The following is a 15377-nucleotide window of genomic DNA, read 5'->3' as shown; positions in this document are numbered from 1 at the left end:
AGATGTTGTTCAAAAACATCCTGTTTGCGAGTTCGGGAACGGCCGGCAGCGACAACGCCGCGAAACTGGCTTTTGGGTTGGCGGAAAAACAGCAGGCGGAACTGACGCTCTACCATTGCTGCGGCGTCCCCTCACGGGGGTTCGCCACCAACGTCACCGATACCCGCAGCGGCAGCCTCGAACAGCCGGATGAGGCGTATCAGGAAATGGTGCGCGAAGAGCTCAATACGGCCTATGCCTATCAGATCGAAGCCTGTACCCGCCCCTTCCGCATGGAACTGAGCGTGGGTATGCCCTCCACCGAAATTTTGCGCTACGCCCGTCAGATCAAGCCCGATCTCATCGTCATGGGCGCAAGCAGCGCCGCCAGCGATCCCAACGCCGCCCGCATGCGCTCCATCGTGGGGAACACGGTGCGCGCCGTGGCGAAAAAAGCCCCCTGCCCGGTGCTCATCGTCAACCGCCCCTGCACCACCTGCTGGCACCTGTTCTCGAACATCGTCTTCTGCACCGACTTCAGCGAAGCCGCCAGCCATGCGTTCCGCTTCGCCCTGAATACGGCCCGCCAACTGAACGCCAAACTGTACATCACGCACGCCGTCGACATCACGTCCATACAGGGCATGACGATGGATCAATCCGAGATCGAGCGCCATGCCTCGAAGATGCGTGGGAAGATCGACAAGCTGTACCTGTCCAAGCTCGACGGCTTCGCCAACGTCGAGGTCATTGTGCGCGAAGGCATCCCCTATGTCGAAATCCTTAAGGCCGCCCGTGAGAATGAGGCCGATCTCATCGTCATGGCTCACCATTCCTCGGATCTGCCCGATGACGACGCGGACATCGGCTCCACGGTGGAACAGGTTGTCCTGCGTTCCGCCTGTCCCGTCGCCAGCGTGACCCGGCCAGAGGCCCGGTGACATGGGCGGAAGGCGTGCCCTCGTCATTGATGACGAAGTCCATTTCCGGTATTTTCTTAGAGTGCTCCTCGAAAAGGCCGGGTTCACCGTAAAGATGGCCCGCAACGGGATTGAGGCGCTGGACGTGCTCCGCTTATGGAGGCCGGACGTCATCACGCTGGACGTCATGATGCCCGAACAGAGCGGCCTGGCCTTTTACGGGGCCGTCTCCAGCGACGAGGACTGGAAGCGGATTCCCGTGGTCATGCTGTCCGCCGTGCCGATCCCCGTCCGGGAACATGCCTTCGCCACGCTCGGCCTGGCGCAGGGCCCGCTTCCCGCTCCCGCGGCCTGCCTTGAAAAACCGTGTACGCCGGAAGCCCTGCTTGAGGTCGTCAACCGGCTCGTTCCCGAACCAACCACAGCCTGATCCGAACGCAAGGAGAAGCCCCATGCCCAAGAAAATCCTGACCATCGACGACGACCCGTACATCGTCAAGTACATCACCGAAGTCCTCTCCGACAACGGCTACGCGACCTGTTCCGCGTCCAGCGTCGAGGAAGCGCTTTCCGTCCTCGAAGCGGAAAAGCCCGATCTCGTCACGCTGGACATGGAAATGCCCGACGAGTGGGGCCCCCGCTTCTACCGCAAGATGACCATGAATCCCGCATTCCGGGATATGCCCGTCATCGTGATCAGCGGCCTTCAGGGTATCCACCTCGCCATCCGCAACGCCGTGGCCACACTCCAGAAGCCCTTTGATCCCGAAGAGCTGATCTCCATCGTCAACCGGGTGCTCGAATCCAAAGATGCCGCCCGCAAGGCCATGGATGGGGAATAACCGTTTCCGTTCCGGCGGTTCCCCGCGAACCGCCGGAAACCGGGGTTGACGATGCATAGCCGATTCGGAGCCTACCGCCTCATGGCCAAGACCATCACCATGACGGCGCTGCTGTTCCTCGCCGGGGTGGGGGCCGTCCTGTGGCTGATGCCCCATGAATGGCTCCGGGTTGCCCTGCCCGCCGTTACCCTGCTCCTCTGCGCCGTCTCGGTGGCCCTTTATTGGTATGAAGTGCGCCTGCCCATCGGCCGCATGATCGCCAGCATGCAGGCCATGCGCGAAGGACAGGCCGTCACCCTCGACGACGCCCGCCGCGACGACGAATTCGGGCAGCTCGCGCGGGCCATCGTTGAATTCAGCATCCGCAATCAGCACCACCTCGAAGAAATGCGCCGCCGGAAGGACGACTTCCAGCGGCTCTTCGACATGGTTCCCTGCGGCATTTCCGTGCAGGATCGCGAATACCGCCTCCTGCGCTGGAACCGCAGCTTCGCCGTCCGGTACGATCCGCAGCCGGGCAGCACCTGCTACGAGGTCTATAAAGGCCGCACTGCGCCCTGCCCCGAATGTTCGGTACAGCGCACATGGGAAGAGGGGGCCGTCCTGTGCAATCAGGAAAGCCGCGTCAACCCTGATGGGACGCGGGACTACTGGTTCGTGCAGACCGTGCCCCTGTTCGACAAGGACGGCAACGTGTCCTCGGTTATGGAAATGAGCATCGACATGACGCTCATCCATACCCTCCAGCACCAGCTGCAGGCGTCCGAGCGCACCCACAAGGCCATTTTCGACAGCATCCCCAATGCCGTCTTCCTGCTGGACGCCGCCGGGCTCACCATCCTCGACTGCAATCCCGCTTCCGTCAAAATGTACGGGCGCCAGCGCGAGAACGAGCTGACCGGGCGCAGCATCCTCGATCTGTTCCTGCCCGAAGAGCGCGAGCAGTACGCTTCCCAACTGCGGGCCTTCACCGTCTTTTCCGGCGTGACGAACATCAAGGCCGACGGCACCCCCCTGCGCGTGGACATCCGTTCCGCCTCGGCCATGATCGAAAACCGCCGCGTCCGCATCCTCTGCGCCACCGACGTCACCGAACGCATCGAGATGGAACAGAAATTCATTCAGGCCGGGAAGATGGCGACGCTCGGAGAAATGGCGACCGGGGTGGCCCATGAACTGAACCAGCCGCTCACCGTCATCAAGGGCGCGGCAAGCTATTTTCTGCGCAAGACCCGCCGCAGCGAACCCATCCCGCCGGAAACGCTCTCCGAGCTGTCCGTGGAAATCAGCGGGCAGGTCGACCGCGCCAGCGACATCATCAACCACATGCGCGCCTTCGGCCGCAAATCCGATCTTACGCTGCTGGATACGGACATCAACGGCGTCGTGGGGCAGGCCTGCGAGCTGTTCGGCCGCCAGCTCGTGGTGCACGGCATCACGCTGGAAACCTCGCTCGCCCCGGCCCTGCCGCCCATCCTCGCCATCCCCAACCGCCTGGAGCAGGTGATCGTCAACCTCATCCTCAACGCCCGGGACGCCGTGGAGGAACGGGTCAAAAACGCGCCCGAACCGCCCGCCGTCATCGGCGTTTCCACGGCTATGGACGGCAACACAGTGCTGCTGTCCGTCTGGGATACCGGGACAGGCATTCCCGCACATCTGTTGAACAAAATTTTCGAGCCGTTCTTCACCACCAAGCCAGTCGGCAAGGGAACCGGCCTCGGCCTTTCCATCATTTACGGGCTGGTCAAGGATTTCGGCGGTTCCATCTCCGCCCGGAACCGCGGCGAAGGCGGGGCGCTCTTTGAAATCCGTTTCCCCATTACCCGGCGCGGGGAGCCCGCCTCAAGCGCGCCCACCGATGGGGACAGGGCCGGGGGCGTTTCCGCCCCACAACCGGAACAGCTTTCTTGACGCAAGGATATGTATGGACGCTCCCATTCACGTTTTGCTCGTCGATGACGAACCCGGCATCCGCCATGTCCTTGGGGCCCTGATCAAGGATTTCGGCTATGACGCCCACACCGCCGAGAGCGCCCGCGAAGCGCTGGAAGCGTTCGCCGCCCACCCTTTCCCCATCGTGGTCACCGACATCCGCATGCCGGGCATGGACGGGCTGGCCCTGCTCGAACGGGTACGGAAGCAGGCTCCCGACACGCAGGTGATCATGATCACCGGGCACGGCGACATGGACAACGCCGTCGAATGCCTGCGCCTCGGCGCGGCGGACTTCATCGCCAAACCCGTCAACGAAGATCTGCTGGAACATGCGCTGAAACGCGCCGCCGAACAATACTCCCTGCGCGAACAGATCCGCCGCCACACCGAACATCTGGAGGAGCTCGCCGCCTCGCGCACGCGGGAACTGCTGGAAGCCCACCGGGTCGCCGTCGTGGGCGAAACCGTGGCCTGCATGGCCCACACCATCAAAAACCTCGCGGCGGCGCTCGAAGGGAGCCTCTTCGTCCTCAAACAGGGGATGGAATCCGGGAACCGGGAATACCTCGACGACGGCTGGGCCATGTTGGAGGAAGACATTTCGCGGGTGCGCGACAAGCTCCTGCACCTGCTGCGTATCGGGCAGCAGACGGAACTGCGTGAATGCCCGGTGGACCCGGTGCAGCCCGTGCGCCATGTGGCCAAGCGCTTGGAAGGCAGGGCCGCCAGTCTGGGCATAGCGATCCAGCTTCAGGATGCCGCCGGTTCAGGCCCCATCGCTCTGGACGCCGAACGCCTTGAAGGCTGCCTGTTCAATCTGGTGGGCAACGCGCTGGAGGCATTCCCCGCGCCGGGGCTGCGCGCCCGCCCCGCCGAAGTCCGGGTCGGGATCGCCCGCACGCCCGACGCCCTCATCTACGATGTGCGGGATAACGGCACGGGGCTGAGCGCGGAAGCCGCCGAACGTCTCCGGGACGGTTTGTTTACGACCAAAAAAGATGGTACAGGGTTTGGACTGCTCGGAACGCGCAAGGCGCTTTTGGAAATGGGCGGGCGGCTCCTGTGGGAGAACCTGCCCGACGGCGGGGCGCTGTTCCGCATCGTGCTGCCGCTGCGCAGGGGACGCCCCACTGACGCCGAGGCGCATCACTTCAGGGAGGGCTCATGAAAGAAACCATTCTCCTCGTCGACGACGAACAGGGCATCCGTACCGTCATGGGTCTTTCGCTCCGCGACGCCGGGTATAACGTCATCACTGTGGCCTCAGGGGAGGAGGCGCTGCAACTTTTTGCGGAACGGCCCATCCCCATCGTAATCACCGACATCAGGATGCCCGGTATGAACGGGCTGGAGCTCCTGAAGCACATCAAAATCCTCGCGCCGGAAACCGAAGTCATCCTCATATCAGGACATGCGGATCTGGAAATGGCGATTCAAGGGCTCAAGCTGGAAGCATCCGACTTCATCACCAAGCCCATCGACGACGATCTGCTGCACATTTCCCTGAAGCGCGCCCTTGAGCGCATCGGCATGCGCAACAAGCTCAAGGAATACACGTCGAACCTCGAAAAGATGATCAACGAGAAGTCCGCGCAGCTCGTGGAGGCGGAGCGCCAGCTCGCCGCCCGGCAGGTCGTGGACGGCTTCGCCTTCGGGCTGCACACCCTCGGCTCGTCCATGAGCGGGGAACAGCAAGCCTTCAACGAGCTGCCCTGCTTCATCGCCATGCACGACCGATTTATGGAAATCCTCGCCGTCAACGATCTCTACCGCGAACGCCTCGGCAACCTCGTGGGGCATCCGAGCTGGGAACCCTATGTCCTGCACAGCAACGAGGCCATGTTCCCCGTGGAGCGGGCCATTGTGGAGGGCCGCGGCGCGCGCAGCGAGCAGATCCTGCGCGACAAGAACGGCAAGGAAATCCCCGTGCTGGTGCATACGGCGCCGATCCTCAATAATGAAGGCGAAGTGGAACTTGTGCTCGAACTGAGCGTGGACGAGCAGGAAAGCCGCCGCCTGCGCGAGGAGCTGCGCGTCACCCGCGAACGCTTCCGCCAGTTGTTTGAGGAAAGCCCCTGCTACGTCTCCGTGGTGAGCCGCGATTTGCAGGTGCTTGAAGCCAACCGCGCCTTCCGCCATACCTTCGGCATGCAGAGCGGCAAGCGCTGTTACGAGCTGTTCGCCGGTTCATCCGTTCCCTGCGACGAGTGCCCGGTGCAGCGCTCCTTTCAGGACGGCAAGCCCTGCCATACGGAAAAGGTGGTCATCGACCACGAAGGCCGCCCGGTCAACGTGCTCGTCTGGACCGCGCCTTTGCGCGACACATCGGGCAACATCACCGAATGCATCGAAATGGCCACGGACATCACGGAACTGCGCCAACTGCAGGATAGGCTGGCCTCCCTCGGCCTGCTCATGGGCTCCACCGCCCACGGCATCAAGGGCATGCTCACCGCGCTGGACGGCAGCGTCTACCGCCTCGGCTCCGGCATCGACAAGGGCGACGAGGCCCGAACCCGCGATTCCCTCAAGGACATGCGCCAGCTTGTGGCCCGCCTGCGCAAAATGGTGCTCGACATCCTCTATTTCGCCAAGGAACGCAAGCTCGACTGGAACATTCTGGTCGCGGAGGAGTTCATGCGTTCCGTTGTTTCCACAGTTTCGGACAAGGCCGCCGAAGCGGGCGTCGCCATGACGCTGGAGGCCGACGGCGATCCCGGCACCTTCGAGGCCGACGCCTCCGCCCTCAGCGCCGCGCTGGTCAACCTGCTTGAAAACGCCGTGGACGCCTGCCGCACCGACGGTTCCAAAAAGGAACACTCCGTGCGTGTCAGCGTCAAGGGGCTTCCCGACGCCGTGGAAATACGCATCGAAGACAACGGCATCGGCATGACCGAGGAAACCCGTGCCAAGCTGTTCACCCTGTTCTTCTCCTCAAAGGGCAAGGGCGGTACGGGCATCGGCCTGTATGTCGCCCGCCAAGTGGTCATGCAGCACGGCGGCAGGATTGAAGTGGCCTCCGCCAAGGGCGAAGGCAGCACCTTCACCGTCACCATGCCGCGCATTCTGGCGAAGTAACCCGTGTTCCCAAACGGACGCGCCGGATAAAAGCCGGATCGTCTGAAACCCCATTGGAGGATACCGTGAAAAGACTCATTCTCTGTGCGCTGGCCGCCGCTGGCCTCTGCATCCCGGCCTTGGCTGCCGATCCCACGCCCGAACAGAAGGCGCAGATCGAAAAGCCCATAACCATGAACAATTCGGGCAACGAGAAGAAACAGGTTGTCTTCACCCACAGCGCCCACGCCAAGACGGACTGCGCATTCTGTCACCATAAGGCCGCGGACGGCAACATCTATGTCGGCTGTGCCGTCAAGGGCTGCCACGACAGCATGGACAAAAAGGACAAGAGCGAGCACGGCTATTACTTCATGATCCACAACAAGAAGTCCGAAAAGTCCTGTATGGGCTGCCATCAGAAGGCCGTGGCGGAAAACCCCGCGCTGAAGGAAAAGTTCAAGGGCTGTAACCCGTGCCATGCGAAAAAGTAGCGGCATAAGAGGGGAAGGATAGGAGAAATCCATAGTGGCGGAGGAAGGGCCCCTTCCGATGAAGGGGCACCCTTCCTCCCCAGCCAATACCCCCTTTCCTGACGCCGGCAATCGGTTGCCGGTGATTCTTGAAGGCCCCATCATGGAATAACCAGTAACTTGTCCCAAGTATGGAGCCCATCGATGGGAAAGCTGGAGAAAACGTCTGTATTTTCGCCATACTGTGGAGATAAAACAACCATATGCCATGACAGCGCCAAAACAAAACGCCGGGAAGCTTTCCCGACGTTTTTTCCATGGAGCGGCCCATCCCCGAATCAAACGGTTCAAAGCCCCTTTCAAAGCCATCGGCTTCAGCCTCCCGGCTGAACGGCTCGGCGTGCTTTCAGCATGTTCCCAAAGCGTTCCTGATCGGCTGCCATCCAGATATAAAAAGGTTCTGTTAGAGTATGTGGCTGTTTCATCTCCACAGTGCGTTGAAAAATAGAGCTTTTTTCCAGTTTTCCCCTTGGCGGGATCCACGGCTAAGGCATTTTCCGGTTATCCCTTTGGAGCTTCAAGGAAAAAAGCATCAACCATTTTCCATAACACAGCCATATAAAAAGGCTTCTTAGCTGCCAAGACGAAAGGGGGCACCCCAGCTCAAAGGGCTTCCTGATTCTTAGGACAAAAGGGTACGCCCCAGCTCACGGGCCTCATCAAGAAGTTTCTTGTTGGCGAGGATCGCGCCGGGCTCAAGGGCGGTTCCGTATACCTGCCCTTTCAGTTCCATGCCCGTATAGCGGCAGATATCCTGAAAGCAGCGAATGGCGTTGATACAGCCGGAATCAAAGGGATCTTCGCCTTCATAGGCCATCGTCACCGCCAGCTTCTTGCCGCGCAAGCCGCGTTTGCCGCCCCCGACGTCCACGGCGGCGCAGCGGTCGATAAACGTCTTAAGCTGCCCGGACATATTGAAATAATAGATAGGGGTAGCCATCACCAGCACATCGGCGGAAGCGATCAGAGGGTACAGCTCCGTCATGCCGTCGTGCTGCACGCATCCCCTATCGGAACGGGTACAGGCGAAACAGCCATGACAGGGATTGATGTTCCGCTCCACAAGCCGGATGACTTCGGCCCTGCCGCCGTGTTCGGCGGCACCTTCGAGCACGGCCTCGGCCAGCAGCCCCGAATTGCTGTTCTGTCGCGGGCTGCTCAGGATACACAGGATATTCTTTTCCATAAATACACTCCTTGCTGTCCGTTTCACCAAACAGGCATTACGCCCTCTTGTTCCCAGAAGGAGACGCCTTTCGGCTATCCCCAGCGTGAGGAGAAAAGCGCCTCTTCCATGCCGTCAAACATGGCCTCCGCAGCCACATCGAATGGCAGGCGGCCCGTTCCCGTACCCATGCCCGGAAAAGCCACGGACGCAAATGATTGTCCCAGCCCCGCCCGCATTGCGGCACGTGCCGAACGCATCACGGGATCGCCGTCATGAAGCACGGAAGGCCTGCGCATGGTCGGCGCGGAGATCAGCCACGGGATGCCCGCATGTCCGGTGGGCACGATGAGGGCTTCCCCGACCGGCAATTCCTTCGCGGGAAGCGTGCGGATGATTGCCCGCAGCCGGCTTTCCACGCCTTCCCCGAACACGCGGGTATAGACGCCGTCCACCCCGCCGCGCATAAACCCGAACGAGTTCGCCGGGGACACGACCGCGTCCACCTGCAAGCCCGTAATGCTTCCCGCCGCAACCGAACACAGCGCCGCCAGCCGGGGCCGCCGCTCCAGTTCCTTTTCCCACGCATCACGCATAGCCGGGTTGATGTCGCATAACAGACATTTCATACCTTTCTCCTTGTCTGAAGGAAACCGGCTCGAACCCGGCGGCGATGGCGGGGCGCTTCCAGCCGTTCTCCTTATCGAAGGGAACCGGCCTCCTTCCTCCTTCACGCACACGGCCCCTTGCGCGTTCGGAAACGGCCGCCTGTCGCCCTCCCTTAAAAAAACCTTCCTTTGTCCGGGATGCCGTTGAAGCCGCCTTCAACAGAGTGCCATAAAACAGGAAACGGCTGCAACCAGGGCGCCGTCTTCGCTGCAAGCGTATACCAACCTTGCGCAGTCAACAATAAAACGTGCCCGTCCGTCCCCTACTTGGCAAACCTCTTAGGCTGTATCGTCATTTAACATATAATTATTTGAAATTACTGAAATAATATTTTTACAACCTGAAAGTATCATAATAATTTCAATATGTTATATAATTGACGATATAAACTAGGAAAAGGGGGCTTTTCCGCCCCCTCCACAAGTGCCTCCTTGCAGGCCCAAAACGTATCCGTCCTAGGGCCTGTTCACGCAAACAGAGAATAAACATCCTTTTTACACATGGTTACCCTCATTTCAGCGGTGCTGCATTTTTCTTCACCCCTCTTCAATCATGGGAAAAATCCAGCATAGCGTGAACACGCCCTAGAGCACCTTTAATCCGTTCAACAGGATAATGACGATAAGAACCGGAGTGACATAGCGGCACAGGAACAGGATCGCCTTGGCGCAGGCGAGGTTGTGCAGCGTCCCGCCGTTGGTCAGGGCATCCAGCGCGTCGCTGCGGTTCCAGACATACCCGACGAACAAGCTCAGGAGCAGGCCGTCCAGCGGCAGCATCAGGTTTGAAGACAGGAAATCGTACAGATCGAACAGGGACATCCCGAATACGGTAAAGCCCGACAGCACGCTGGTGGACAGGGTCGCTGGCGCGCCGAGCAGGATCAGCGCAAGGGTCATGAGCACGGTCGCCCGAGGCCGGGAAATGCGGAATGTCTCGGAGAGCCATGCTACCGACACTTCAAGCAGGGACAGCATCGCACCCATCGAGGCCACGGCGGAGAGAATAAAAAACAGTGCGGTGAAAAGCTGCCCGCCGGGCATGGATGCGAATACGGCGGGGATGGTCAGGAACAGCAGGCTTGTCCCGGCCGTGGGTTCAAAGCCAAAGCTGAACACGGCGGGGAATACGGCGATGCCTGCCAGAATGGACACCAGCAGATCACAGATCATCACGCGGACGGCAAGGAACGGCACATGCGTATCCGAACGGAAGTAGCTCCCGTATGTGATCATGCAGCCGAACCCGATGGACATTTTGAAGAAGGCCAGCCCCATCGCCATGAGCACCACAGAGCCGTCGATACGCGAGAAATCCGGCATGAACAGGAACTTCAGGCCCTCCATCGCATTGGGCAAGGTCAGGCTGCGTATGCAGACCACCACAAGCAGGATGAACAAAAGCGGGATCAGGATACGGGTGGCTTTTTCAATGCCGCCGGACGCCCCCCGCAGGATAACCGAAGCCGTCAGGCCGAGCACCAGCCACTGCCAGAACAACGACTTCCACGGGCAGGCAAGCAGGGACGAAAAAGCTTCCTTGGCCACGGCGGGATCCTGCGTGTGTACGCTCCCGGTAATGCCCTTGGGGATATAGGCGAACACCCAGCCCGCCACATCCGAATAAAAACTCAGGATCGTCACCGCACCGGCAATGCCCAGCCCGCCGATGATCCACCAAAACCGGTTTGAGGAGAGCGCCTTGAAAGCCTGATACGCATTGGAGCGCGTCGAACGGCCGATGAGCAGTTCCGCAATCATGAGCGGAAGCCCCACAACCAGTGTGGACAGGATATACACGAGGAGGAACGAAGCGCCGCCGTGCTCGCCCGTCAAAGCGGGGAATTTCCAGATATTGCCCAGCCCGACCGACGATCCGAGCGTGGCCGCCAGCATGCCAAGGCGTGAAGCAAACAGATCGCGAGAGGTTTCCGCCATAATCAGCTCCGATAAAATAAAGGCATGCCCCGGAAAGGCAGCCGTGAAAAGAAGGCCCGTGAATATCACGCCGATGGGATTGAGGCAAGAAACAGGGCCATTTCATCCTTTTTTCGGCCCTGTAGGGCCTGTTTCCCCCATTGTGCGGGGCCGGGGGGACGGTTCGCCGTGCTCCGCCCTCTCTAGTGCCGTACGCTTTTATGGCGTAGTATGCTATGGAAAAACACCCCAAAACCAGCCGCCCTATACAAATGCGGCAAAGGAGTCCCCATGCTTCCAGCCATATCCCCACAAGAAGCCTTCGAGCGTTTTTCCAAAGGCGAGGTCAGGCTTGTCGACATCCGCGAAACCAACGAGTATGCTCAAGAGTTCGTGCCGGGTTCCCGGCTGATCCCGCTCTCGATCATCGCCAGGCATCCCCTGAAGGACGCCGACGCCCCGGACAAGCCCATCGTCTTCTTCTGCCATTCGGGCAACCGTACCGCCAACGCTTCCGATCTGCTGGAACGCCTCGCCGGGGGCGTGCAAGCCTACCTCCTTGATGGCGGCATCTCCGGATGGGGGAAGGCGGGGCTTCCCGTGGAGCATATCTCCTCAACCATCCCGCTGTTCCGCCAGATTCAGATCGCGGCCGGTTCCTTGGTGCTCATCGGCGTCATCGGCAGCGCCTTCTGGCATCCGTTTTTCTGGCTGTCCGCCTTTGTCGGTGCGGGGCTCATCTTCGCCGGGGTTTCCGGGTTCTGCGGCCTCGGCGTGCTGCTTTCGCGCATGCCGTGGAACCGGCGTTGAGCCGGGCCGTCTGAAAGCAACGGCCCTGATACAACAGTAAGCAGTTGTTTTTTCTTTCTTGAGGTTCCAAGTAAACGGCCAATAAAATGCTTCCGGCATGGAACCCGTCAATGAAAAGCTGGAAAGGCTCTGTCATGGCATGTGGTTGCTTCATCTCCACAGCACGGTGAAAAGACAGACTTTTTCTCCAGTTTTCCCCTTGGCGGGACTATGGCTGACGCATTTGGTTGGTTATTCCTTTGGAACTTCAAGGAAAAAAGCATCAACCAATTTCTAGGCCGTGTCGTCATGTTATATATAATCATTTGAAATAATTAAAATAATATTTTTGCTACTAAAAAATAGTTACATAGTTTCAATAGATTATATCTAACTGACGACACGACCTAGGACACAGCCAAAGGAAATGGTGCATGTCTTCGCTATCGTTTTTTTCCGACGGGCTGCGCCGCAAGGATCGCTTGCGTGGAATGGGCCATTTTTTCTCGACTTCGCGGATCTGGACCAACAAACTGGCCCGCCGCCTAACCGTGGCACAGGCCTTCTGGCGGTGTTCGGCGTCAAGGATGGCCACATTGTCCTCGACCCGCCTCTGCTCCTCACCGACCGCCTTAACCGACGGGGCGATATGCACTTCGTAGCCATCGTTCCCGAATACCGTATTTTCCCGGCCATCTTCCCAACAAATGCCCCTTGCCCAGCCGCCCACTCGATCTTGCGGATAGCCGGATCGGACATGCCGGGCTCCAGCTCGAAAACCATGCCGCTGATCACAACGACATGCCCATGTCCGTGCACGGCGATAATATCCACGCTGATGTTTTCCCTTTCCATAGCAGAACCTTACCCGGATCTCCGCCGGGCATTGCTCCTTGCAACAGTAACGACCGCGCATTGCCAAGCGTTACGGCATGGAAGACCTTGATCCCTTCCTGAAAAGCCGCTTTTCGGGGCCTGCCGTCAGGGTTCCGCTTTCATCAAAAAAATGGGGCAGGCTCTTTTTTTAGGATTTCCCCACGGCTTTTTCTTGACACGGCCTTTTTCTGAGTTATGCTCATTTGAACATTATTTGGAGATGCACATGGCAAGGCCCAAAAATTGTCGCTACGTCGAACGCAAGCCCCACGTGACGTATTTTAAGCCGCGCGGGATACCCATGACCGAACTCACGGAAACGCTATTGACCGTGGAAGGCCTGGAAGCCTTGCGCCTTGCCGATCTGGAAGGGCTCACCACAGGGGAAGGCGCCGAACGGATGCGTATTTCACGCCACACCTTCGGCCGTACGCTGGCCGAAGCCCGCCGAGCCGTAGCCGATGCGCTCGTCAACGGACGGGCCCTGTGCATTGAAGGCGGGACTTACGCCGTCCTGCCGACACAAGCCGAGGCGGATACGCCTCACAAGGAGTTTCACATGCAGAAAGTTGCCGTTTCCAGCGAAGGCCCTTCGCTCGACGATATGGTGGATCCGCGTTTCGGACGCGCGGGCGGCTTCGTCATCGTGGTTCCCGAAACGATGGAAACCTCTTACCTCGACAACGGGGCCTCCCAGACTATGGCGCAGGGCGCGGGCATTGAAACCGCCGAACGCATGTCCGCCGCGGGCGTGGATGTGGTTCTCAGCGGCTACGTCGGCCCCAAGGCTTTTGAGGCGCTCAAGGCCGCCGGAATCAAGGTCTGTCAGGATCTGGACGGCATGACCGTCCGTGAGGCCGTGGAAAAATTCAAGAGCGGGGACGCGCCCTTTGCCGACGCGCCCAACAAGTAGGCCCGCCATGCGTATCGCCATCGCCAGCGGCAAGGGCGGCGCGGGCAAAACCACGGTTACGGCCTCGCTCGCGTCGGTATGGGCCCGCCCCTTCGTCGCCGTGGACACGGACGTGGAGGCCCCGAACCTGCACCTGTTCCTGCCCCCCGCCGTGGAAAAATCGGAGACCGTGGGGCTGGAAGTCCCCGTCCTCGATCCCGAACGCTGTACCCTGTGCGGGGCCTGCCGCACCATCTGCCGCTACAAGGCCATCGCCCAGTTCGCCTCGCGCCTCACGATCTTTACGGATATGTGCCACGGCTGCGGCGGCTGTTTCGCCGTTTGCCCCTCCCAAGCCCTTACGCCGGGCAGCCGTGAACTCGGCGCGCTGGAACAGGGGACTGTGCTGGAAGGCCGGGGACGCTTCCTCATGGGCCGCTCCCGCATCGGGGAAGCCATGACCCCGCCGCTCCTGCGCGCCCTGCGCAAAAAACTGGATCTGATGCTCACGGCGATCCCCGCCGACGCACTCATCGATTCGCCCCCCGGCGTAAGCTGTCCCGCCATGACCGTGGGCCTCGACGCCGATGCCGTCCTGCTGGTGGCCGAGCCGACGCCGTTCGGGTTCCACGATTTCCGGCTGGCGCATCAGGCTTTCCGGCAGATCGGCAAGCCCGTGGCCGTGATCATGAACCGGGCCGCCATGCCGGGCAATGCCGAGGGGGACGGCGCGCTGCGCGCGTATTGCGCGGAACGGGGCCTGCCTTTGCTCGGCGAGCTGCCCTTTGATCGCGCCGCCGCCGAAACGTATGCGAAGGGACGCCTCATTGCGGCAGCCTCGCCGGAATGGCGGGCGCGGTTTGAATCCCTGCGCGATGCCGTGCTGACGTTCGCCGAAGGAGCCTGCCATGCGTGAGATCGTCGTCATCAGCGGCAAGGGCGGCACGGGCAAAACGTCCGTCTGCGCAAGCCTTGCCCATCTGTCCCAAAACAAGGTCGTCTGCGATCTCGACGTGGACGCTCCCGACATGCACATCCTGCTTGATCCGCAGGTCCACACCCGCGAAGCGTTCGTCTCCGGCAACGAAGCCGTCATCGACAGGGATGCCTGCCGCCGTTGCGGGATCTGTTTCGAGCACTGCCGTTTTGATGCGGTGAAAAAGGACGGCGATGTCTACGGCATCGATCCCCTGCGCTGTGAGGGGTGCGGCGTGTGTGTGGCGCTGTGCCCGGCCAAGGCCATCGCCTTCCCCGAAAAGGAGTGCGGCGAGTGGTATCTCAGCGACACGCGCTTCGGCCCGTTCGTCCACGCGCAGCTCTACCCAGGGCAGGAAAATTCCGGGCGGCTCGTGACCCTGCTCAAACAGCAGGCCCGTGAGCTCGCCAAACGGCAAGGGCTTGATCTCGTCATTTGCGACGGCTCGCCGGGCGTGGGATGCCCGGTCATCAGCTCGCTCTCCGGGGCGAACCTCGCCGTGGCTGTGGTGGAGCCCACGCCTTCGGGCCGTCACGACTTCGAGCGCGTCGCGGCCCTGTGCGACCACTTCCGCATCCCGGTCGCGGTCCTCATCAACAAAGCGGATCTCAACCATGAGGAAGTGCAGGCCATCACCCGGCTTGCCGACGACAGGGGCTACACCGTCGTGGGGGCCCTGCCCTTTGATCCGGCGGTAACGGGAGCCATGATCCGGCGCAAGGCGCTGACCGAGACGGATTCGCCGCTCGCGTCCACGCTCTCCGCCATCTGGGGCCGTATCCGCGAACTGGCTTACGCACCTCGAAAGCGCGGCTGATCCGCCCT

The 15377-nt window shown here is 60.7% G+C and carries 15 protein-coding genes; 12 read left to right on the top strand and 3 right to left on the bottom strand.

Features of this window, described 5'->3' with window-relative positions:
- Positions 1-2 precede the first annotated feature (2 nt).
- From ACZM8Y_RS06050 to ACZM8Y_RS06020, 7 genes are all read left to right on the top strand, one after another.
- Entirely contained in the window at positions 3-920 is a 918-nt protein-coding gene (locus ACZM8Y_RS06050) for a universal stress protein (protein WP_482331477.1), read from the top strand.
- Position 921: 1 nt separating this feature from the next.
- The gene (locus ACZM8Y_RS06045; RefSeq protein ID WP_302552621.1) at positions 922-1329 is read left to right on the top strand and encodes a response regulator; all 408 of its coding nucleotides are present in this window, start codon (positions 922-924) and stop codon (positions 1327-1329) included.
- Between the two features lie 22 nt (positions 1330-1351).
- Positions 1352-1741, top strand: coding sequence for a DVU0259 family response regulator domain-containing protein (gene divK / locus ACZM8Y_RS06040; RefSeq protein WP_302552620.1), 390 nt, complete (start codon positions 1352-1354; stop codon positions 1739-1741).
- Between the two features lie 51 nt (positions 1742-1792).
- A complete protein-coding gene (locus tag ACZM8Y_RS06035; RefSeq protein ID WP_482331467.1) occupies positions 1793-3655 on the top strand; it encodes an ATP-binding protein in 1863 nt (620 codons plus the stop codon).
- 13 nt (positions 3656-3668) lie between these two features.
- Entirely contained in the window at positions 3669-4847 is a 1179-nt protein-coding gene (locus tag ACZM8Y_RS06030; RefSeq protein WP_482331463.1) for a response regulator, read from the top strand.
- Positions 4844-6757: a hybrid sensor histidine kinase/response regulator gene (locus ACZM8Y_RS06025; protein WP_308770916.1), complete on the top strand. Its 1914-nt coding sequence runs from the start codon at positions 4844-4846 to the stop codon at positions 6755-6757. The genes ACZM8Y_RS06030 and ACZM8Y_RS06025 overlap by 4 nt, the downstream gene beginning before the upstream one ends.
- A 65-nt stretch (positions 6758-6822) precedes the next feature.
- Complete coding sequence (locus tag ACZM8Y_RS06020) at positions 6823-7230, top strand: cytochrome c3 family protein (protein ID WP_302552616.1); 408 nt, start codon at positions 6823-6825, stop codon at positions 7228-7230.
- Positions 7231-7891: 661 nt separating this feature from the next.
- Here ACZM8Y_RS06020 and ACZM8Y_RS06015 read toward each other — a convergent pair.
- The 3 genes from ACZM8Y_RS06015 to ACZM8Y_RS06005 all read right to left on the bottom strand — a co-directional run bounded on the left by ACZM8Y_RS06015 (position 7892) and on the right by ACZM8Y_RS06005 (position 11040).
- Positions 7892-8455: a flavodoxin family protein gene (locus ACZM8Y_RS06015; protein ID WP_302552614.1), complete on the bottom strand. Its 564-nt coding sequence runs from the start codon at positions 8453-8455 to the stop codon at positions 7892-7894.
- A 74-nt stretch (positions 8456-8529) separates the two neighbouring features.
- A complete protein-coding gene (locus tag ACZM8Y_RS06010) occupies positions 8530-9063 on the bottom strand; it encodes a macro domain-containing protein (protein ID WP_308770913.1) in 534 nt (177 codons plus the stop codon).
- Between the two features lie 624 nt (positions 9064-9687).
- On the bottom strand, positions 9688-11040 hold the full coding sequence (locus tag ACZM8Y_RS06005) for a sodium-dependent transporter (protein WP_337431029.1): 1353 nt from the start codon (positions 11038-11040) through the stop codon (positions 9688-9690).
- Positions 11041-11310: 270 nt separating this feature from the next.
- On the opposite strand from ACZM8Y_RS06005, the gene ACZM8Y_RS06000 reads away from it, so the two are divergent.
- The 5 genes from ACZM8Y_RS06000 to ACZM8Y_RS05980 all read left to right on the top strand — a co-directional run bounded on the left by ACZM8Y_RS06000 (position 11311) and on the right by ACZM8Y_RS05980 (position 15369).
- Positions 11311-11829 (top strand): rhodanese-like domain-containing protein, encoded by a 519-nt coding sequence (locus tag ACZM8Y_RS06000; RefSeq protein WP_482331451.1) that lies wholly within the window; start codon positions 11311-11313, stop codon positions 11827-11829.
- A 693-nt stretch (positions 11830-12522) separates the two neighbouring features.
- Positions 12523-12765 carry a hypothetical protein gene (locus ACZM8Y_RS05995; protein WP_489501665.1) on the top strand — a complete coding sequence of 81 codons (243 nt, stop codon included), beginning with the start codon at positions 12523-12525 and terminating at the stop codon, positions 12763-12765.
- Between the two features lie 145 nt (positions 12766-12910).
- Entirely contained in the window at positions 12911-13597 is a 687-nt protein-coding gene (locus tag ACZM8Y_RS05990; RefSeq protein ID WP_302554073.1) for a DUF134 domain-containing protein, read from the top strand.
- Positions 13598-13604: 7 nt separating this feature from the next.
- On the top strand, positions 13605-14492 hold the full coding sequence (locus tag ACZM8Y_RS05985; RefSeq protein ID WP_302554074.1) for an ATP-binding protein: 888 nt from the start codon (positions 13605-13607) through the stop codon (positions 14490-14492).
- Entirely contained in the window at positions 14485-15369 is an 885-nt protein-coding gene (locus ACZM8Y_RS05980) for an ATP-binding protein (protein ID WP_279137452.1), read from the top strand. The genes ACZM8Y_RS05985 and ACZM8Y_RS05980 overlap by 8 nt, the downstream gene beginning before the upstream one ends.
- The last annotated feature ends 8 nt before the right edge of the window (positions 15370-15377 follow it).

The organism is Bilophila sp., from assembly GCF_057864385.1.
The sequence above is the reverse complement of the archived record's forward strand: the minus strand, read 5'-3'. Positions and strand labels throughout refer to the sequence as shown.

Bases quoted from the DNA above. Each gene is read 5' to 3' on its own strand.
- ACZM8Y_RS06050 (WP_482331477.1), top strand. From the start codon at position 3: ATGTTGTTCAAAAACATCCTGTTTGCGAGTTCGGGAACGGCCGGCAGC.
- ACZM8Y_RS06045 (WP_302552621.1), top strand. From the start codon at position 922: ATGGGCGGAAGGCGTGCCCTCGTCATTGATGACGAAGTCCATTTCCGG.
- divK (WP_302552620.1), top strand. From the start codon at position 1,352: ATGCCCAAGAAAATCCTGACCATCGACGACGACCCGTACATCGTCAAG.
- ACZM8Y_RS06035 (WP_482331467.1), top strand. From the start codon at position 1,793: ATGCATAGCCGATTCGGAGCCTACCGCCTCATGGCCAAGACCATCACC.
- ACZM8Y_RS06030 (WP_482331463.1), top strand. From the start codon at position 3,669: ATGGACGCTCCCATTCACGTTTTGCTCGTCGATGACGAACCCGGCATC.
- ACZM8Y_RS06025 (WP_308770916.1), top strand. From the start codon at position 4,844: ATGAAAGAAACCATTCTCCTCGTCGACGACGAACAGGGCATCCGTACC.
- ACZM8Y_RS06015 (WP_302552614.1), bottom strand. From the start codon at position 8,455: ATGGAAAAGAATATCCTGTGTATCCTGAGCAGCCCGCGACAGAACAGC.
- ACZM8Y_RS06010 (WP_308770913.1), bottom strand. From the start codon at position 9,063: ATGAAATGTCTGTTATGCGACATCAACCCGGCTATGCGTGATGCGTGG.
- ACZM8Y_RS06005 (WP_337431029.1), bottom strand. From the start codon at position 11,040: ATGGCGGAAACCTCTCGCGATCTGTTTGCTTCACGCCTTGGCATGCTG.
- ACZM8Y_RS06000 (WP_482331451.1), top strand. From the start codon at position 11,311: ATGCTTCCAGCCATATCCCCACAAGAAGCCTTCGAGCGTTTTTCCAAA.
- ACZM8Y_RS05990 (WP_302554073.1), top strand. From the start codon at position 12,911: ATGGCAAGGCCCAAAAATTGTCGCTACGTCGAACGCAAGCCCCACGTG.
- ACZM8Y_RS05985 (WP_302554074.1), top strand. From the start codon at position 13,605: ATGCGTATCGCCATCGCCAGCGGCAAGGGCGGCGCGGGCAAAACCACG.
- ACZM8Y_RS05980 (WP_279137452.1), top strand. From the start codon at position 14,485: ATGCGTGAGATCGTCGTCATCAGCGGCAAGGGCGGCACGGGCAAAACG.